General features: G+C 73.3%; 18 protein-coding genes. 15 read left to right on the top strand and 3 right to left on the bottom strand.

What is annotated here, in order from left to right:
• Positions 1-223 precede the first annotated feature (223 nt).
• Complete coding sequence (locus tag AB0L29_RS14350; protein ID WP_365827036.1) at positions 224-730, top strand: ATP-binding protein; 507 nt, start codon at positions 224-226, stop codon at positions 728-730.
• Between the two features lie 517 nt (positions 731-1,247).
• Here the strand turns inward: AB0L29_RS14350 and idi are convergent.
• The 3 genes from idi to galE all read right to left on the bottom strand — a co-directional run bounded on the left by idi (position 1,248) and on the right by galE (position 4,189).
• Complete coding sequence (gene idi / locus AB0L29_RS14345; protein ID WP_365826837.1) at positions 1,248-1,841, bottom strand: isopentenyl-diphosphate Delta-isomerase; 594 nt, start codon at positions 1,839-1,841, stop codon at positions 1,248-1,250.
• Between the two features lie 280 nt (positions 1,842-2,121).
• Positions 2,122-3,060: a cation diffusion facilitator family transporter gene (locus AB0L29_RS14340; RefSeq protein WP_365826835.1), complete on the bottom strand. Its 939-nt coding sequence runs from the start codon at positions 3,058-3,060 to the stop codon at positions 2,122-2,124.
• Positions 3,061-3,217: 157 nt separating this feature from the next.
• A complete protein-coding gene (gene galE / locus AB0L29_RS14335; protein WP_365826834.1) occupies positions 3,218-4,189 on the bottom strand; it encodes a UDP-glucose 4-epimerase GalE in 972 nt (323 codons plus the stop codon).
• Between the two features lie 286 nt (positions 4,190-4,475).
• Between galE and AB0L29_RS14330 the strand changes: the two genes are divergently transcribed.
• The 14 genes from AB0L29_RS14330 to AB0L29_RS14265 all read left to right on the top strand — a co-directional run bounded on the left by AB0L29_RS14330 (position 4,476) and on the right by AB0L29_RS14265 (position 19,280).
• Positions 4,476-6,290: a DUF5941 domain-containing protein gene (locus AB0L29_RS14330; protein ID WP_365826832.1), complete on the top strand. Its 1,815-nt coding sequence runs from the start codon at positions 4,476-4,478 to the stop codon at positions 6,288-6,290.
• The gene (locus AB0L29_RS14325; RefSeq protein ID WP_365826831.1) at positions 6,287-7,048 is read left to right on the top strand and encodes a phosphocholine cytidylyltransferase family protein; all 762 of its coding nucleotides are present in this window, start codon (positions 6,287-6,289) and stop codon (positions 7,046-7,048) included. The genes AB0L29_RS14330 and AB0L29_RS14325 overlap by 4 nt, the downstream gene beginning before the upstream one ends.
• Complete coding sequence (locus AB0L29_RS14320; RefSeq protein ID WP_365826829.1) at positions 7,036-8,097, top strand: iron-containing alcohol dehydrogenase family protein; 1,062 nt, start codon at positions 7,036-7,038, stop codon at positions 8,095-8,097. Before AB0L29_RS14325 ends, AB0L29_RS14320 begins: the two co-directional genes overlap by 13 nt.
• Positions 8,075-8,854, top strand: coding sequence for a CDP-alcohol phosphatidyltransferase family protein (locus AB0L29_RS14315; protein WP_365826827.1), 780 nt, complete (start codon positions 8,075-8,077; stop codon positions 8,852-8,854). The genes AB0L29_RS14320 and AB0L29_RS14315 overlap by 23 nt, the downstream gene beginning before the upstream one ends.
• Complete coding sequence (locus AB0L29_RS14310) at positions 8,851-9,747, top strand: glycosyltransferase (protein ID WP_365826825.1); 897 nt, start codon at positions 8,851-8,853, stop codon at positions 9,745-9,747. The genes AB0L29_RS14315 and AB0L29_RS14310 overlap by 4 nt, the downstream gene beginning before the upstream one ends.
• Before the next feature lie 99 nt (positions 9,748-9,846).
• Positions 9,847-10,776, top strand: a complete 930-nt coding sequence (locus tag AB0L29_RS14305; RefSeq protein ID WP_365826823.1) for an ABC transporter permease — start codon at positions 9,847-9,849, stop codon at positions 10,774-10,776.
• Positions 10,769-11,545, top strand: coding sequence for an ABC transporter ATP-binding protein (locus AB0L29_RS14300; RefSeq protein WP_365826821.1), 777 nt, complete (start codon positions 10,769-10,771; stop codon positions 11,543-11,545). Before AB0L29_RS14305 ends, AB0L29_RS14300 begins: the two co-directional genes overlap by 8 nt.
• A gap of 360 nt (positions 11,546-11,905) precedes the next feature.
• Positions 11,906-12,808: a squalene synthase HpnC gene (gene hpnC, locus AB0L29_RS14295; protein WP_365826819.1), complete on the top strand. Its 903-nt coding sequence runs from the start codon at positions 11,906-11,908 to the stop codon at positions 12,806-12,808.
• Positions 12,805-13,758: a presqualene diphosphate synthase HpnD gene (gene hpnD, locus AB0L29_RS14290; protein WP_365826817.1), complete on the top strand. Its 954-nt coding sequence runs from the start codon at positions 12,805-12,807 to the stop codon at positions 13,756-13,758. Before hpnC ends, hpnD begins: the two co-directional genes overlap by 4 nt.
• A complete protein-coding gene (locus AB0L29_RS14285; RefSeq protein ID WP_365826815.1) occupies positions 13,758-13,904 on the top strand; it encodes a DUF6380 family protein in 147 nt (48 codons plus the stop codon). Before hpnD ends, AB0L29_RS14285 begins: the two co-directional genes overlap by 1 nt.
• Entirely contained in the window at positions 13,904-15,331 is a 1,428-nt protein-coding gene (hpnE, locus tag AB0L29_RS14280; RefSeq protein ID WP_365826813.1) for a hydroxysqualene dehydroxylase HpnE, read from the top strand. Before AB0L29_RS14285 ends, hpnE begins: the two co-directional genes overlap by 1 nt.
• A 74-nt stretch (positions 15,332-15,405) precedes the next feature.
• Positions 15,406-16,470 carry a polyprenyl synthetase family protein gene (locus tag AB0L29_RS14275; protein WP_365827034.1) on the top strand — a complete coding sequence of 355 codons (1,065 nt, stop codon included), beginning with the start codon at positions 15,406-15,408 and terminating at the stop codon, positions 16,468-16,470.
• 143 nt (positions 16,471-16,613) lie between these two features.
• Positions 16,614-18,638, top strand: coding sequence for a squalene--hopene cyclase (gene shc / locus AB0L29_RS14270; RefSeq protein ID WP_365826811.1), 2,025 nt, complete (start codon positions 16,614-16,616; stop codon positions 18,636-18,638).
• A complete protein-coding gene (locus AB0L29_RS14265; protein ID WP_365826809.1) occupies positions 18,639-19,280 on the top strand; it encodes a 1-hydroxy-2-methyl-2-butenyl 4-diphosphate reductase in 642 nt (213 codons plus the stop codon).
• Positions 19,281-19,284 lie beyond the last annotated feature (4 nt).

Genomic DNA, 19,284 nt, shown 5'->3' with positions numbered 1-19,284 from the left:
CCCGCACGTGCCGCCCGGGGCCGCCGTCGAACCCTCAGGGCCCGAAGAGTCTCCCGAGACGGCACAACAGGGACAGGAACAGTCCCACAACTGCCCGTGTCATACGCCGACGATCAGAAGCGTTCGATACCTGCTGACTTGTGTTCAGGTTCGCGGGGCGGAGCGGTTCGTTACCAACACTCGACGTGTGGCGACAATCGAGCGCGAGGGTGGCGACCGGAGGATGGACGACGACGGGCGCGGGGCCGGCCCACGCCCCGAGGGCGACGACGCACCGCACGGCCCGCGGCCCGCCGGCCCGCTGCCGTACGAGGGGGTCTGGCGGTTCACCGCGCCCACCGTCGACGCCTCCGTCCCGCAAGCCCGGCACGCCGTGCGGGACCTGCTGCTGCGCCAGGGCGTGCCGGTCTCGCGGGACCTGGCGCAGACCCTGCTGCTGATCGTCTCGGAGCTGGTCACGAACGCGGTCAAACACGCGGCGGTGCTCTCGCCCACGCTCGCGGTCGAAGTCGCCGTCGGCGCCGGATGGATGCGGGTGTCCGTGGAGGACGGCCACCCCTACCGCCCCACCGCCCTGGAGGCCGACCACGGGCAGACCGGCGGCCGCGGACTGCTCCTGGTGCGCGAGGTCACCCGGGAGGCGGGCGGGACGTGCGACGTCGAGCACACCGCGGCCGGCGGCAAGGTGGTCTGGGCCGCCCTGCCGCTCACCCCCGCGCGAACGCCCTAGCTCGGTCTTTGACGTCCGGCGTCGAATGGCGCCTCGAACTTGATCATCCGGTTCGGTATCCGGCGGACGCGGAGGCGGCCTTCGTCTGAACATGTGCTCCGCCCAAGGAACACGCACGTCCAGCACGAAGGCCGTGAGGATGAGTCCGCTGCAACGCGACGTCCGGCAAGAGGCTTTGGCGCAACTGTCACGCTTCCGGGGCGAGTTCCACTCCCTCGTCTGCGCGCTCGAGCCCGGCCGCAGCGCGTCCAGCGGCGCGGTCCACGAGCTGCGGCCGGGCTCGAGCGCGCCCTGTCGTCAGACTCCCGCCTGCCCCGCGACGCCCTGCACGCCCTCTCGCCGCACCGGGCACGGACCGGGGTACATCCGGTACGAGGGTCCGCGCCCGGCACGCCGGGAGCACGCACCCGACGCCGCGGGGTCCGCCCTCCGGGCGGACGACGGGAGTCCGACGACAGACCCTAGGGGTGCTGTCCCGCCGTCGAATTCCCGTCCGCCCGGCGTCGGCAGGGCCTGGTCACCAGCCCGCGGACGGGCCCGTCAGCTCCCTGATCGCCGGGCGTGCCGCGTCCAGGACGGTCATGAACCAGGCCGAGAAGGTGTCCCGCGCGTGCCGCCGCGCCAGCTCGGCCGGGGTCACGAACGCCGTCGACGCCACCTCGTCCCGGTCGGGCCGCGGCGGGGACTGCACCAGCCCGACGAAGAGGTGGTTGTACTCCTGCTCCACCAGGCCCGAGGCCGGGTCCGGGTGGTTGTAGCGGACCGTGCCCGCCTCGGCGAGCAGCGACGGGGACACGCCCAGCTCCTCGTACGTCCGCCGCGCCGCCGCCGCGAAGGGCGCCTCGCCCGGGTAGGGGTGGCCGCAGCAGGTGTTGGACCACACGCCGGGGGAGTGGTACTTGCCCAGCGCCCGCTGCTGGAGCAGCAGCCGGCCGCGCTCGTCGAAGAGGAACACGGAGAACGCCCGGTGCAGCTGCCCGGGCGCCCGATGGGCCGCGAGCTTCTCCGCGGTGCCGATCGTCACGCCGTCCTCGTCGACCAGTTCCAGCAGGATCGCCTCGGCGGTGCCGTTCGACGGGCTGTGCGTCGCGGTGGCGGGTGTGATCGGCATACGCATCCTTCGCATCGGTCTTCGCGCCCCAAGTGTGCCGTACGAACCCGGCACACCCGGCATTCGCGGGTGCCCGCATGTCCCGCGCGGCGGCGCGGGCCCCGGCCCCCGGACACCGGGAGAGGGGCCCGGTGGGTGATCGTGCCCGGCGCGGCGGACGGGAAATCGTCCCACGGGGATCCGAGGGGCCGGGACGCGGGCGCACGGCCGCGTCCCCCGGTGCGGGCGCGCCCGCCCGCGCCCCGCGGGTCCCCGGCCCGCCCCGGGGTACCCCGCCGTCTCAGTGGCACAGCCGCGCCTCGTGCTCCGCGTGCCCGCCCGGCTCCAGCTGGAAGGTGCAGTGCTCCACGTCGAAGTGGTCGCCCAGGCAGCCCTGCAGCTCGTGGAGCACCTTCTCGTAACCGATGGCGTTCAGGACCTCGGAGCTGACGACGACGTGCGCGGAGAGCACCGGCATGCCGGAGGTGATCGTCCAGGCGTGCAGGTCGTGGACGTCCTCCACGCCGTCCAGCGCGAGGATGTGGGCCCGTACCTGGGCCATGTCGACGTCCTTGGGGGCGGCCTCCAGCAGCACGTCCAGGGTCTCCCGCAGCAGCTTCCAGGTCCGCGGCGCGATCATCAGCGCGATGACCAGCGATGCGATCGGGTCGGCGGCCTGCCAGCCGGTGGTCAGGATCACCACCGCGGAGACGATCACCGCGACCGAGCCCAGCGCGTCCGCCGCCACCTCCAGGAATGCGCCGCGCACGTTCAGGCTCTCCTTCCGCCCGCGCATCAGCAGCGTCAGCGACACCGTGTTCGCGGCCAGGCCGACCGCGCCGAACACGACGGTCAGTCCGCCCTCGGTGCCGGCCGGCGTGACGAACCGCTGGACCGCCTCGTACAGGACGTACCCGCCGACCCCGAGCAGCAGCAGGCAGTTGGCGAGGGCGGCGAGTATCTCGGCGCGGGCGTACCCGAAGGTGCGGCGCTCGCTCGGCGGGCGGCTGGCGAAGTGGATGGCCAGCAGCGCCATGCCCAGGCCCAGCGCGTCGGTGGCCATGTGCGCCGCGTCCGCGACCAGCGCGAGCGAGTCGGCGAGCACCCCGCCCACCACCTCGACGACCATGACGGCGAGCGTGATCGACAGCGCCACCCGCAGCCTGCCGCGGTACGCCGAGGCCGCCGTGGCGCCGGCCCGCGCGCCGTGCGCGTGTCCGTGGTCGTGCCCAGCCCCCATGGGAAAGCCGCCCTCCTGTATCCGTCCGGATCATGCCCGGCCCCCACAGTGAACTACGGGCGGGGGGTATGGGCAACGCGGCACTGAACACCGTTGTCATCTGCTCTGACCTGCGCAAACGATGCGCAGGTCAGAGCGCCGGCGCCGCTGGGCCGGCTCAGCGGCCGTGGTGCAGCAGCCACCCCTGCCACGCCGACTCGACCATCTCGCGCACCCCGCGCCGCGCCGTCCAGCCCAGTTCCCGGGCGGCCAGGGCGGCCGAGGCGACCGCGCGCGGGGCGTCGCCGGCGCGGCGGCCCTCGACCACCGGGGGCCGCCGGTCACCGGTGACCTCGCCGATGACCGTGATCAGCTCGCGCACCGAGACGCCCTCGCCGCGGCCAATGTTGACCGTCAGATCGCCCGTGACGCTCCCGTCGGCCAGCCGCCGCGCCGCCGCGAGGTGCGCCTCGGCCAGGTCGGCGACGTGGATGTAGTCACGGACGCAGGTGCCGTCCGGCGTCGGATGGTCGTCGCCGAAGATGCGCGGGGCCTCGTCGCGGGTGAGCCGGTCGAAGACCATCGGCACGATGTTGAAGACGCCGGTGTCGGCCAGCTCCGGCGCCGCCGCGCCCGCCACGTTGAAGTAGCGCAGGCACACCGTGGCGATGCCGTGCGCCCGGCCCGCCGCCCGCACCAGCCACTCCCCGGCCAGCTTGGTCTCGCCGTAGGGGTTCACCGGCGCGCAGGGCGTGTCCTCCGTGATGAGGTCCACACCCGGGTCGCCGTACACGGCCGCCGACGAGGAGAACACGAACCGCCCGATCCCGGCCTCGGCGACCGCCTCCAGGAGCGTGGCCAGACCGCCGACGTTCTCCCGGTAGTAGTGGGCCGGCCGTTCGACGGACTCGGCGACCTGCTTGCGCGCGGCGAGATGGACCACCCCCGTCACCCCGTGCTCGGCGAACACCCGCTTGAGCAGGTCGCCGTCGTGCGACGAGCCCTCGATCAGCGGGACGTCCGCCGGCAGCCGCGCGGGCACCCCGGCCGAGAGGTCGTCCAGCGCCAGGACGCGCTCCCCGGCGTCGGTCATGGCCCGCGCCACGTGTGCCCCGATGTAGCCGGCTCCGCCGGTGATCAGCCATGTCATGGTTGCCCAGCCTATGCCGCGGCGGCCGGGCGGTGCGCAATATCCCCTATGCCGGTTAGGGCCCGTTCTGGGGGCGCGGTTTGTGGGCCGGGCCCCCGATCCCCGATGATGATCGCGGCACGGGCTTGGCGAACCATGTAGATCGGGCCGTCGAACAGGCGGTGAACACAGCCTTCCCGGCATCCGATAGCCTCTGCCGACATGCCGCCCGGGAATCACCGGAACGGGCGCCTCCACCGTGTACACGACCGGCGCGGACGCGTCGGTGCCCAGGGAGTGAGTTCGGTTGCCGACCGCCATCCTCACCGGTCAGCCGGTCCCCGGTTCGTCGATCGAGGGCGATCTGCGGTCCCTCGGCTTCGACGTGCGGGCCGCGTCCGACCCCGCCGAGGCCGAGACCCTGCTCGCCGCGGTCCCGGCCGGTGAGCGGGTCGCCGTGGTCGACGCCCGCTTCGTGGGCCACCTGCACGCGCTGCGCCTCGGCCTCACCGACCCCCGCTTCCCGCTCGCCGCGGTGCCGGGCGCCGTCACGGCCCAGCCGGCCGGCCGCCGGGCCCTGACCCGGGCGCTGGCCCGCGAGAACTCCGCCGGCGGCGGCACCACCCTGGTCGACAGCCTCGCCGACCGCATCGTCACCGCGCTCGACGCGGACGGCGCCGATGTGCACCGCCCCGAACTGGGCAGCCTCGTCGCCACCGTCCCCACCGACCCGCAGGCCCGCAACGAGGCGCGCCAGGCCGTCGCCGCCGTCGACGACGAGGCGGTACGCCTGAAGTCGGCCGTCAAGGCCCGCGACGGCTTCTTCACCACCTTCTTCATCAGCCCGTACTCCCGCTACCTCGCCCGCTGGTGCGCGCGGCGCGGCCTGACCCCCAACCAGGTCACCACCGCCTCGCTGCTCACCGCGCTCATAGCGGCGGGCTGCGCCGCCACCGGCACCCGCGGCGGCTTCGTCGCCGCCGGCGTCCTGCTGATCCTCTCCTTCGTCCTGGACTGCACCGACGGCCAGCTCGCCCGCTACTCCCTGCAGTACTCCACCCTCGGCGCCTGGCTGGACGCCACCTTCGACCGGGCCAAGGAGTACGCCTACTACGCCGGTCTCGCGCTCGGCGCGGCGCGCGGCGGCGACGACGTGTGGGCCCTCGCCCTCGGCGCGATGGTCCTGCAGACCTGCCGGCACGTGGTGGACTTCTCCTTCAACGAGGCCAATCACGACGCGACCGCCAACACCAGCCCCACCGCCGCCCTCTCCGACAGGCTCGACAGCGTCGGCTGGACGGTCTGGGCGCGCCGCATGATCGTCCTGCCCATCGGCGAACGCTGGGCCATGATCGCCGTCCTGACGGCGGCCACCACCCCCCGGATCACCTTCTGCGCGCTGCTGATCGGCTGCGCCCTCGCGGCGGCCTACACCACGGCCGGCCGCGTCCTGCGCTCGCTGACCCGCAGGGCCCGGCGGACCGACCGGGCGGCCGGGGCCCTGGCGGAACTCGCGGACAGCGGGCCGCTGGCCCAGGGCTTCGCCGGGGTGTTCAAGAAGCCCGCGCGCCGGCTGCCCGGCTTCACGGCCCCCGCCGTCGCCCTGCTCGGCGGCCTCGCCGTGGTCGCCACGGCCGCGCTGACCGACTTCGGCGGACCGTGGCCGGTCGTCGCGGCCCTCGCCCACGCCGTGACCTCGGGCCTGGCCGTCGCCCGCCCCCTCAAGGGCGCCCTGGACTGGCTGGTCCCCCCCTTCCTCCGCGCCGCCGAGTACGGCACCGCCTTGGTGCTGGCGGCCCGAGCGGAGGTGAACGGAGCGCTTCCGGCGGCTTTCGGGCTGGTGGCGGCCGTCGCCTACCATCACTACGACACGGTCTACCGGATCCGCGGCAACGCGGGCGCGCCCCCGCACTGGCTGGTGCGGGCGATCGGGGGGCACGAGGGCCGCACGCTGGCGGTCACCGTACTCGCCGTGTCGCTCACCGCCCCGCAGTTCGCGGTCGCGCTCACGGTCCTCGCCGTGGCCGTGGCCCTGGTGGTGCTCGTCGAGAGCATCCGCTTCTGGGTGTCCGCCCACCGGGCCGGGGCACCCGCCGTACACGACGAAGGAGAACCCGCATGATCGGCCTCGTGCTGGCGGCCGGCGCCGGACGGCGTCTTCGCCCCTACACCGACAGCCTTCCCAAGGCGCTGGTGCCGGTGGGGCCCGCGGGCATAGAGGGCGATCCCGACGGGATCACGGTCCTGGACCTGACCCTCGGCAACTTCGCCGAGATCGGCCTGACCGAGGCCGCGGTCATCGTCGGCTACCGCAAGGAGGCCGTGTACGCGCGCAGGGAAGCGCTGGAGAGGAAGTACGGCCTCAAGCTGACCCTCATCGACAACGACAAGGCCGAGGAGTGGAACAACGCCTACTCCCTGTGGTGCGGCCGTGACGCCCTCAAGGACGGCGTGATCCTCGCCAACGGCGACACCGTGCACCCGGTCTCCGTCGAGCAGACGCTGCTCGCCGCCCGCGGCGACGGCAGGCGGATCATCCTCGCGATCGACACGGTCAAGCAGCTCGCCGACGAGGAGATGAAGGTCGTCGTCGACCCCGAGCGGGGCATGACGAGGATCACCAAGCTGATGGACCCCGCCGAGGCCACCGGCGAGTACATCGGCGTCACCCTCATCGAGGGCGACGCGGCCCCCGAGCTGGCCGACGCCCTGAAGACCGTGTGGGAGACCGACCCGCAGCAGTTCTACGAGCACGGCTACCAGGAGCTCGTCGACCGCGGCTTCCGTATCGACGTCGCCCCGATCGGCGACGTCCAGTGGGTGGAGATCGACAACCACGACGATCTCGCCCGCGGACGGGAGATCGCGTGCCAGTACTGACCCGGCTCATCCCCTCGCCGCTCGTCGTGGACATCCGTCCGGGTGCCCTCGACGACCTGGCGTGCGTGCTCGCCGACGAACGCATCTCGCACTCCGGCCGCCTCGCGGTCGCCGTCAGCGGCGGCTCCGGCGCCAGGCTGCGCGAGCGCATCTCGCCGGGCATGCCCGGCGCCACCTGGTACGAGGTCGGCGGCGGCACCCTCGACGACGCGGTCCGGCTGGCGAGCGACATAAAGGCCGGCCACTACGACGCGGTCGTCGGACTCGGCGGCGGCAAGATCATCGACTGCGCCAAGTTCGCCGCGGCGCGCGTCGGCCTGCCGCTGGTCGCGGTGCCCACGAACCTCGCCCACGACGGCCTGTGCTCGCCGGTCGCCACCCTCGACAACGACGCGGGCCGCGGCTCCTACGGCGTGCCGAACCCGATCGCGGTCGTCATCGACCTGGACGTCATCCGCGAGGCTCCGGTGCGTTTCGTCCGGGCCGGCATCGGCGACGCCGTCTCCAACATCTCCGCGATCGCGGACTGGGAGCTCGCCAACCGCGTCAAGGGCGAGCGCATCGACGGTCTCGCCGCCGCGATGGCCCGCCAGGCCGGCGAGGCCGTGCTGCGGCACCCGGGCGGCATCGGGGACAACGGCTTCCTCCAGGTGCTGGCCGAGGCGCTGGTCCTCAGCGGCATCGCCATGTCGGTGTCCGGCGACTCGCGGCCGTCCTCCGGGGCCTGCCACGAGATCAACCACGCCTTCGACCTGCTGTTCCCCAAGCGGGCGGCCGCCCACGGCGAGCAGTGCGGCCTGGGCGCGGCCTTCGCGATGTGGCTGCGCGGCGCCCACGAGGAGTCGGCGTACATGGCCGCGGTGCTGCGCCGTCACGGGCTGCCGGTGCTGCCCGACGAGATCGGCTTCACGACGGACGAGTTCGTCAAGGTCGTGGAGTTCGCCCCGGAGACCCGGCCCGGCCGCTACACCATCCTCGAACACCTCGACCTGAACACCGACCAGATCAAGGACACCTACGCCGACTATGTCAAGGCCATCGGTAGCTGAACTCCGCCCCGTCGTTCACCCCGCAGGGGTGAAGGACCGGCGCAGCGGTGAGCACTGGGCGGGACGCCTCTACATGCGTGAGGTCTCCCTGCGCGTCGACCGCTACCTGGTGAACACCAGGGTCACGCCCAACCAGCTCACGTACCTGATGACCGTCTTCGGCGTGCTCGCGGCCCCGGCCTTGCTGGTGCCGGGGATCGCGGGCGCCGTGCTCGGCGTGGTGATGGTCCAGCTGTACCTGCTGCTGGACTGCGTCGACGGCGAGATCGCCCGCTGGAAGCAGCAGTTCTCCCTCGGCGGCGTCTACCTGGACCGGGTCGGCGCCTACCTGACCGACGCGGCCGTCCTGGTCGGGCTCGGCCTGCGCGCCGCCGACCTGTGGGGCCCCGGCCGGATCGACTGGCTCTGGGCCTTCCTGGGCACCCTCGCCGCCCTCGGCGCGATCCTGGTCAAGGCCGAGACCGACCTGGTCGGCGTCGCCCGCCACCAGGGCGGGCTGCCGCCGGTCAAGGAGGCCGCGTCCGAGCCGCGCTCCTCCGGCATGGCGCTGGCCCGCCGGGCCGCCGCCGCGCTCAAGTTCCACCGGCTCATCCTCGGCATCGAGGCGTCCCTGCTGATCCTGCTCCTGGCGATCCTGGACGCGAGCCGGGGCGACCTGTTCTTCACCCGGCTCGGCACCGCCGTCCTGGCCGGGATCGCCCTGCTGCAGACCCTGCTGCACCTGGTGTCCATCCTCGCCTCCAGCAGGCTGAGGTGACCGCCGTGGGCTCCTCCTCCCTCAAGGTCGGCGCGGTCGTCATCACCATGGGCAACCGCCCCGACGAGCTGCGCGCCCTACTCGACTCGATCGCCAAGCAGGACGGCGACCCGGTCGAGGTCGTGGTCGTCGGCAACGGCTCGCCGGTCCCGGAGGTCCCCGAGGGCGTCCGCACCATCGAGCTGCCCGAGAACCTCGGCATCCCCGGCGGCCGCAACGTCGGCATAGAGGCCTTCGGCCCCAGCGGCCGCGACGTCGACATCCTGCTCTTCCTCGACGACGACGGCCTGCTCGCCCACCACGACACCGCCGAGCTGTGCCGCCAGGCCTTCGCGGCCGACCCGAAGCTCGGCATCATCAGCTTCCGCATCGCCGACCCGGACACCGGGGTCACCCAGCGCCGCCACGTCCCCCGGCTGCGCGCCTCGGACCCGATGCGCTCCTCGCGCGTGACCACCTTCCTCGGCGGCGCCAACGCCGTGCGCACCCAGGTCTTCGCCCAGGTCGGCGCACTCCCGGACGAGTTCTTCTACGCCCACGAGGAAACCGACCTGGCATGGCGGGCCCTCGACGCGGGCTGGATGATCGACTACCGGTCCGACATGGTGCTGTACCACCCGACGACCGCGCCCTCGCGGCACGCGGTCTACCACCGCATGGTCGCCCGCAACCGCGTCTGGCTCGCCCGCCGCAACCTGCCCGCCCCCCTCGTGCCGGCCTACCTCGGCGTGTGGCTGCTGCTCACCCTCGTGCGCCGGCCCTCGCGCCCGGCGCTCAAGGCGTGGTTCGGGGGCTTCCGGGAGGGCTGGACCACCCCGTGCGGACCCCGCCGGCCCATGAAGTGGCGTACGGTGTGGCGGCTGACCCGACTGGGCCGGCCCCCCGTCATCTGACAAGCTCGTGTCCGGGAGCACCGGGTCCGGTCCCCGGCTCCGGCAGGTCCATGCCGGGCCGCACAGGCTGCGCATCTCGAAGACGAAAGTTTCCAACTGGTGAGTGAGACAACGCACGACGGCACGGTCGCGGTGAGCGCGCCCGCGTCGCCCGACGAGGGCCTCACGGCGGCGCAGCTGGCCGCCAAGTACGGGCTGACCGTGAGCGGTGCCCGGCCGTCCCTGCCGGAGTACGTCCGGCAGCTGTGGGGACGGCGGCACTTCATCCTCGCCTTCTCCCAGGCGAAGCTGACGGCCCAGTACAGCCAGGCCAAGCTCGGCCAGCTGTGGCAGGTGGCGACGCCGCTGCTCAACGCGCTGGTGTACTACCTGATCTTCGGGCTCATCCTGGACGCTGGCCGGGGCATGCCGAAGGACGTGTACATCCCGTTCCTGGTCACGGGCGTCTTCGTGTTCACCTTCACCCAGAGCTCGGTCATGGCGGGCGTCCGCTCGATCTCGGGCAACCTGGGCCTGGTGCGCGCGCTGCACTTCCCGCGCGCCTCCCTGCCGATCTCCTTCGCGCTGCAGCAGCTCCAGCAGCTGCTGTTCTCGATGATCGTCCTCTTCGTCGTGGCGATCGCGTTCGGCAGCTACCCCGGCCTGTCGTGGCTGCTGATCGTCCCGGTCCTGGCCCTGCAGTTCCTCTTCAACACCGGCCTCGCGCTGATCATGGCCCGCCTGGGCTCGAAGACCCCGGACCTCGCCCAGCTGATGCCGTTCGTGACGCGGACCTGGATGTACGCCTCGGGCGTCATGTTCTCCATCCCGGTGATGCTCGAGGACCACCCCGGCTGGATCGCGGACGTCCTGCAGTGGAACCCCGCCGCGGTCTACATGGACCTGATGCGCTTCGCCCTGATCGACGGCTACGGCTCCGAGAACCTCCCCCCGCACGTCTGGGCGGTCGCCGGCGGCTGGGCCGCGCTCGTGATGCTCGGCGGCTTCGTGTACTTCTGGAAGGCGGAGGAGAGGTACGGCCGTGGCTGAGGCACGTGTTCCCACCGTCATCGCGGACGACCTGCACATCGTCTACCGCGTCAACGGCGCCAGGACCGGCAGGGGCAGCGCGACGGCCGCCCTCAGCCGCATCCTGAGGCGGGGCTCCGACGACGCGGCGCGGGGGGTGCGCAGGGTGCACGCCGTGCGCGGCGTCTCCTTCGTCGCCTACCGCGGCGAGGCCATCGGGCTGATCGGCTCCAACGGCTCCGGCAAGTCCACCCTGCTGCGCGCCATCGCCGGGCTGCTGCCCGCCGAGCGGGGCAAGGTCTACACCGACGGCCAGCCCTCCCTGCTCGGCGTGAACGCCGCCCTGATGAACGACCTGACCGGCGAGCGCAACGTCATATTGGGCGGGCTCGCCATGGGCATGTCCCGCGAGCAGATCAAGGCCCGCTACCAGGACATCGTCGACTTCTCCGGCATCAACGAGAAGGGCGACTTCATCACGCTGCCGATGCGCACCTACTCCTCCGGCATGGCGGCCCGGCTGCGCTTCTCCATCGCCGCCGCCAAGGACCACGACGTCCTGATGATCGACGAGGCGCTGGCCACCGGTGACCGCAAGTTCCAGAAGCGCTCCGAGGACCGCATCCGGGAGCTGCGCAAGGAGGCCGGCACGGTCTTCCTGGTCAGTCACAACAACAAGTCGATCCGCGACACCTGCAACCGGGTGCTGTGGCTGGAGCGCGGCGAGCTGCGCATGGACGGCCCGACCGACGAGGTGCTCAAGGAGTACGAGAAGTTCACGGGGAAGTGACCCGGTGTGCACCGGGCCCCGCCGGAACCGCCCCGGCGGGGCCCCGCGTCGGCAAAGGAAACGTCAACTCCGGCCCGGCGAAGGAATCTTGACGCCGACCGGTGTGTTGTCGTGGGGTGCGGGACACCCTGGCGAGCCCCGCTGCGTTGTACAACGTAAGCTGTACCGGTCCCCAAACGCGGCAAGTGGGGCGATAATGCGCGGCGCCGTACGCCGGGGCCGTCGCGTGGACGGCTGGGCGGCGTGTCCGAAATGATCTATATTGGGTCGGCAGTGTAGAACGGGAGATGTGACGGCAATGGCTACGGAAACTCCCCTGCTCCGCGCAGCATGTGCCGTCCCCGCCCCGGGCAGTCCGCGATGACGCGAACCGGCACGGCACACGCCGTCGATCCCGAGCACCGCACGCTCGGCAAGGCCGCGGGCGAGAACTTCCCCGTGGCCCCCTTCTTCCTGCCCCGGGCCTGGCGCGAGGACCTCATGGCCGTCTACGGCTTCGCCCGTCTCGTCGACGACATCGGCGACGGCGACCTGGCCCCCGGCGGCGCCGACGCGCGCCTGCTCGGCGTCGGTCCCGAGGGGGCCGGGGACCGGCTGGTGCTGCTGGACGCCTTCGAGGCCGACCTGCGCAGGGTGTTCGACGCGACCCCGCGCCATCCGCTGCTGCGCCGCCTTCAGCGGACCGTCCGCCGCCGCTCGCTCACCCCTGGGCCCTTCCTCGCCCTGATCGCCGCCAACCGCCAGGACCAGCTGGTCAAGCGGTACGAGACCTACGACGACCTGCTCGCCTACTGCGAGCTGTCCGCCAACCCCGTCGGCCGTCTCGTCCTCGCCGTCACCGGCACCTCCACCCCGGAGCGGATCCGGCGCTCCGACGCCGTCTGCACGGCCCTGCAGATCGTCGAGCACCTCCAGGACGTCGCCGAGGACCTCGGGCGCGACCGCGTCTATCTGCCCGCCGAGGACATGAAACGCTTCCACGTCCGCCAAGCGGATCTCGCCGCGCGGACCGCCGGCGCGTCGCTGCGCGCGCTGATCGCGTACGAGGCGCAACGCGCCCGCGATCTGCTGAATGAAGGCACCCCCCTCGTGGGTAGCGTCCACGGCAGGTTGAAGCTGCTGCTCGCAGGGTTCGTGGCGGGGGGACGGGCGGCCGTCCGCGCGATCGCGGCCGCCGAGTACGACGTACTTTCCGGCCCGCCCAAGCCCGGCAAGGTCCAGCTGCTGCGTGAGGTGGGCGTGACTCTGCGAGGAGAGGGGTGATCCGGAGCGTGGAGCCCGCACCGCCGCCCACGTCCGCACCGGTACTCGCCGCCTACCGCTACTGCGAGGCCGTCACCGGACAGCAGGCCCGTAACTTCGCCTACGGCATCCGGCTGCTGCCGGCGCCCAAGCGGCGCGCGATGTCCGCGCTGTACGCGTTCTCGCGGCGCGTCGACGACATCGGCGACGGGGCGCTGCACGACGACGTCAAGGCCGCCCGGCTCGAGGAGACCCGGGGGCTGCTCGCCCGGATCCGCGAGGGCGGGGTCGGTGAGGACGACACCGACCCGGTCGCGGTCGCCCTCGCCCACGCCGCCGCGCACTTCCCGATCCCGCTGGGCGGTCTGGACGAGCTCATCGACGGCGTCCTGATGGACGTCCGCGGCCAGACCTACGAGACCTGGGACGACCTGAAGGTCTACTGCCGCTGCGTGGCCGGCGCCATCGGGCGGCTCTCGCTCGGCGTGTTCGGCACGGCCCCCGGGGCGCGCGGCGCCGAGCGCGCGCCGGAGTACGCCGACACGCTCGGGCTCGCGCTGCAGCTCACCAACATCCTCAGGGACGTCCGCGAGGACGCCGAGGACGGCCGTACCTACCTGCCCGCCGACGACCTGGCCAAGTTCGGCTGCTCGGCCGGGTTCGACGGGCCGACCCCACCGGAGGGCTCCGACTTCGCGGGCCTCGTGCACTTCGAGGTGCGCCGGGCCCGCGCCCTCTTCGCCGAGGGCTACCGGCTGCTCCCCATGCTCGACCGGCGCAGCGGCGCCTGCGTCGCCGCCATGGCCGGCATCTACCGCCGCCTGCTGGACCGCATCGAGCGCGACCCGCAGGCCGTGCTGCGCGGCCGGGTCTCGCTGCCCGGGCGCGAGAAGGCGTACGTCGCCGTGCGGGGCCTGTCGGGTCTGGACGCGCGGCACGTGTCGCGACGGGCCGTCAGGAGGCGCGCCTGATGGGGTGGTCGGTCCGGCCGGTCCGGGGCGGTGACACCGGCGGGAACCGGCGGGCAACCCTCCGGTCCGGGACGGCGTCCCTGACCAAGACGGCCGTTCGCGCACCGTTCGAGCAGCGGGGCGGCCGCGCAGGGGAGGGAGCGTGATGACCCACGGCACGCGGTCCGGGGGGCCGGCCGCGGACGGCACCGGGCCGGGCGGCAGGCACGCCGTCGTGGTGGGCGGCGGGCTCGCCGGCGTCACCGCCGCGCTCGCGCTCGCCGACGCCGGTGTGCGCGTCACCCTGCTCGAGGGCCGGCCGCGCCTGGGCGGGCTCGCCTTCTCCTTCCGGCGCGGCGACCTGACCGTCGACAACGGACAGCACGTGTACCTGCGCTGCTGCACCGCCTACCGCTGGTTCCTCGACCGCATCGGAGGGACGGCACTGGCACCGCTGCAGGACCGTCTCGACGTGCCCGTCCTGGACCTCGCGCGACCCGAGGGAAGGCGGCTCGGCAGGCTGCGGCGCGACGCGCTGCCCGTCCCCCTGCACCTGGGACGCAGCCTCGCCACGTATCCGCACCTGTCGCCGGCCGAGCGGGCGAGGGCGGGGCGTGCCGCGCTCGCGCTCAAGAGGCTCGACCCGGCCGATCCGGCCCTGGACACCCAGGACTTCGGCAGCTGGCTGGCCGCGCACGGCCAGTCGGCCCGGGCCGTCGAGGCGCTGTGGGACCTGGTCGGGGTGGCCACCCTCAACGCGGTCGCGGGCGACGCCTCCCTGGGGCTGGCCGCGATGGTGTTCAAGACCGGTCTGCTGTCCGGCCCGGGCGCGGCCGACATCGGCTGGGCGCGCGTCCCGCTGGGCGACCTGCACGACCGGCTGGCCCGCAAGGCGCTCGACTCCGCGGGCGTGCGCACCGAGGTCCGCACCCGCGTCACCTCCGTCCGCGCCGAGGGGGACGGACGGTGGAGCGTGCGGGTTCCCGGCGAGAGGCTCCGGGCGGACGCGGTGGTGCTCGCCGTACCGCAGCGCGAGGCGCACGCCCTGCTGCCCGCCGGGGCGCTCGACGCGCCCGAGCGGCTGCTGGAGATCGGCACCGTGCCCATCCTCAACGTCCACGTCGTCTACGACCGCAAGGTGCTCGCCGCGCCCTTCCTCGCGGCCCTGGGCACCCCCGTGCAATGGGTGTTCGACCGCACCGAGGCGTCCGGGCTCCGCCGAGGGCAGTACCTCGCGCTGTCCCAGTCGGCCGCGCGGGAGGAGATCGACGCGCCCGTGTCCGTGCTGCGCGAGCGCTACCTGCCCGAGCTGGAGCGGCTGCTGCCCCTGACGCGCGGCGCCGCGGTGAAGGACTTCTTCGTGACCAGGGAGCGCACCGCGACCTTCGCTCCCGCCCCCGGCGTCGGGCGCCTCAGGCCCGGCGCGCGCACCAAGGCACCCGGCCTCTACCTGGCCGGAGCGTGGACCGCCACAGGGTGGCCCGCGACCATGGAGAGTGCGGTCCGCAGTGGAGTCGGCGCGGCGGACGCCGCGCTGAGCGCCCTGGGCCGGCCCCGCCCCCGCCGCCTCTTCGAGTTCGAGGAGGCGGCCTGATGCCCGGCCGGCGCAGCACGGCGGGCGGCCCCCGCACCCCCGGTACCGCAACAAGAGGAGAGACTGTGCCCACTGTGCCCCCGGCCTCGAAGGCCGCTCGAGAGACCGCGGTGGACGTGACCGCGCTCCTGGAGCGTGGCCGGACCCTGGCCGCACCGGTACTGCGGGCGGCCGTCGACCGCCTGGCCCCTCCCATGGACACGGTCGCCGCCTACCACTTCGGATGGATCGACGCCCAGGGCAGGCCCGCGGACGGCGACGGCGGCAAGGCCGTACGCCCCGCCCTCGCCGTACTGTCCGCCGAAGTCACCGGGGCCCCGCCCGAGGCCGGCGTCCCGGGCGCCGTCGCCGTGGAACTGGTCCACAACTTTTCCCTCCTGCACGACGACCTGATGGACGGCGACGAGCAGCGCCGCCACCGCGACACGGTGTGGAAGGTGCACGGCCCCGCCCAGGCCATCCTGGTCGGCGACGCCCTGTTCGCCCTGGCCAACGAGGTGCTGCTGGAACTCGGCACCGTCGAGGCCGGCCGCGCCACCCGCCGTCTGACCACCGCCACCCGCGCCCTGATCGACGGGCAGGCGCAGGACATCTCCTACGAGCACCGCGACCGCGTCAGCGTCGAGGAGTGCCTGGAGATGGAGGGCAACAAGACCGGCGCCCTGCTGGCCTGCGCCAGCTCCATCGGCGCGGTGCTCGGCGGCGCGGACGACCGCGCCGCCGACCTGCTGGAGAAGTACGGCTACCACCTCGGCCTGGCCTTCCAGGCGATCGACGACCTCCTCGGCATCTGGGGCGATCCGGAGTCCACCGGCAAGCAGACCTGGAGCGACCTGCGCCAGCGCAAGAAGTCGCTGCCGGTGGTGGCCGCACTCGCGGCGGGCGGATCCGCCTCCGAGCGGCTCGGCGAGATCCTCGCCGCCGACGCCAAGAGCAGCGACTTCGCGGCCTTCTCCGAGGAGGAGTTCGCGGCCCGTGCCGCCCTCATCGAGGAGGCGGGCGGCCGCGAGTGGACGGCCGAGGAGGCACGCCGTCAGCACGTCCTCGCCCTGGAGGCCCTCGACGCCGTCGACATGCCCGACCCGGTGCGGGCGAGGTTCGCGGCGCTCGCCGACTTCGTCGTCGTACGGAAGAGATGATCACCAGCGCGCGAAAAGAGATGATCGTTATCGGTCGAATAGCCCTCGCGTAGTCGCCGGCCGGTGTTGCGGGGACACGGACACCGGCCGACGGCGGACCCACAGCAGATGCACGCCTTGCAGGACTGCACGAAGGGGAAGCCATGACAGCGACGACCGACGGAAGCACCGGGGCCGCACCGCCGCCCCGCGCTGCCGCGGCCAGCGACACCGACACCGATGTTCCCGGCGCGGCCGGGGTACCCGACGCGGCCGCACACGCCGTGCGGCGTGCCACCGACTTCCTGCTCGCCCGGCAGGACCCGCAGGGCTGGTGGAAGGGCGATCTCGAGACCAACGTCACGATGGACGCCGAGGACCTGCTGCTCCGTCAGTTCCTGGGCATCCGCGACGAGAGGACCACCGAGGCCGCCGCACTCTTCATCCGCGGCGAGCAGCGCGAGGACGGCACCTGGGCCACGTTCCACGGAGGACCCGGCGAACTCTCCACCACCGTCGAGGCGTACGTCGCCCTCCGCCTGGCCGGCGACGCGCCCGACGCCCCGCACATGGCCAGGGCCTCCGCCTGGGTCCGCGAGCAGGGCGGCATCGCCGCCTCCCGCGTCTTCACCCGGATCTGGCTCGCCCTGTTCGGCTGGTGGAAGTGGGAGGACCTGCCCGAACTCCCGCCCGAGCTGATCTACCTGCCCGGCTGGATGCCCCTCAACATCTACGACTTCGGCTGCTGGGCCCGCCAGACCATCGTCCCGCTGACGATCGTCTCCGCGAAGCGGCCGGTGCGCCCCGCGCCCTTCCCGCTCGACGAGCTGCACACCGACCCCGCCGCTCCCGTCCCGGCCAGGACCCTTGCCCGCGTGGCCAGCTGGGACGGCGCCTTCCAGCGCGTGGACCGGTTACTGCACGCCTACCGCAGGATCGCGCCCCGCCGGCTGCGCAGGGCCGCCATGAACACCGCCGCCCGCTGGATCATCGAGCGGCAGGAGAACGACGGCTGCTGGGGTGGCATCCAGCCGCCCGCCGTGTACTCGATCATCGCCCTGCACCTGCTGGGCTACGACCTGAAGCACCCCGTGATGCGGGCGGGGCTGGAGTCCCTCGACCGGTTCGCGGTGTGGCGCGAGGACGGGGCCCGGATGATCGAGGCCTGCCAGTCACCGGTGTGGGACACCTGCCTCGCGACCATCGCGCTCGCCGACGCGGGACTGCCCGCGGACCATCCGCAGCTCGTCAAGGCCGCGGACTGGATGCTGGGCGAGCAGGTCGTGCGGCCGGGCGACTGGTCGGTGCGGCGCCCCCACCTCACGCCGGGCGGCTGGGCGTTCGAGTTCCACAACGACAACTACCCCGACATCGACGACACCGCCGAGGTGGTCCTCGCGCTGCGCCGGGTCAAGCACCACGACCCGGAGCGGGTGGAGAAGGCCATCGCGCGCGGGGTGCGCTGGAACCTCGGCATGCAGTCGAGGAACGGGGCGTGGGGCGCCTTCGACGTCGACAACACCAGCCCGTTCCCCAACCGGCTGCCGTTCTGCGACTTCGGCGAGGTGATCGACCCGCCCTCCGCCGACGTCACCGCGCACGTCGTCGAGATGCTCGCCGTGGAGGGCCTCGCCCACGACCCGCGCACCCGGCGCGGCATCGAGTGGCTGCTGGCCGAACAGGAGCCCGACGGCTCGTGGTTCGGGCGCTGGGGCGTCAACTACGTCTACGGCACGGGGTCCGTCGTCCCCGCCCTGGCCGCGGCCGGGATCCCCGCCTGGCACCCGGCGATCCGGCGGGCCGTGGCCTGGCTGGAGAAGGTCCAGAACGACGACGGCGGCTGGGGGGAGGACCTGCGCTCCTACCAGGACGTGAAGGGGTGGAGCGGCCGGGGCGCCTCCACCGCCTCGCAGACGGCCTGGGCGCTGATGGCCCTGCTGGCCGCGGGGGAGCGGGACTCCAGGGCCGTCGAACGCGGCGTCGCCTGGCTCGCGGCCACCCAGCGCGAGGACGGCTCCTGGGACGAGCCCTACTTCACCGGCACCGGCTTCCCCTGGGACTTCTCCATCAACTACCACCTCTACCGGCAGGTCTTCCCGCTCACCGCCCTCGGCCGGTACGTGCACGGCGAGCCCTTCGCGAACCGGCCGCCCGCCCGGCAGTCCCTCGCCGGGGCCAAGGGGAGCTGAATGGGCACCCAGCCCGCCCGGGCCCCGCTGCTGATCGCCTGCGCGCTCGGCATCGAGCAGCTCGCCCTGCGCACGGGCGGCCGCGCCGGCGCCGACGGGCCGGTCACCGTGCTGCGCACGGGCATGGGACCGGCGGCGGCCGGGCGCTCCGTCGCGCGGGTGCTGGCCGATCCGGCCCTGCGGGACGCCGCCGTGCTGGCCACCGGCTTCTGCGCGGGGCTCGCGCCCGGCATGCACCCCGGCGACCTCGTCGTCGCCGAGGAGACCCGGGACCCGCGCGGTGCCGTCCGGTGCGTGGGGACCGGTCTGCTCGTCGAGGAGCTGGGGCGGGCCGTGCCCGGGCGCACCGTCCACACCGGGCCGCTCACCGGATCCGACCACGTCGTGCGGGGTCAGGAGCGGTCCGGCCTGCGGGCGACCGGGGCGATCGCGGTCGACATGGAGTCGGCGGCCACGCTCCTGAGCGCCGTGCGCACGGGCGCGCGTCCGGTTGCGGCCGTCCGGGTGGTCGTGGACGCTCCGGAACATGAGCTCGTCCGGATCGGCACGGTGCGCGGTGGAATATCGGCTTTCCGCGTTCTTCGTTCCATCCTGCCCGCTTTTTTCGAATGGCACCGTTCTTCGCTGCTCCCCAGGAGGTGAGCCA

Origin of the sequence: Streptomyces sp. NPDC052701 (assembly GCF_040678355.1) — a bacterium.
Classification (GTDB): domain Bacteria; phylum Actinomycetota; class Actinomycetes; order Streptomycetales; family Streptomycetaceae; genus Streptomyces.
This window is presented reverse-complemented; position numbering and strand designations above follow the sequence as displayed.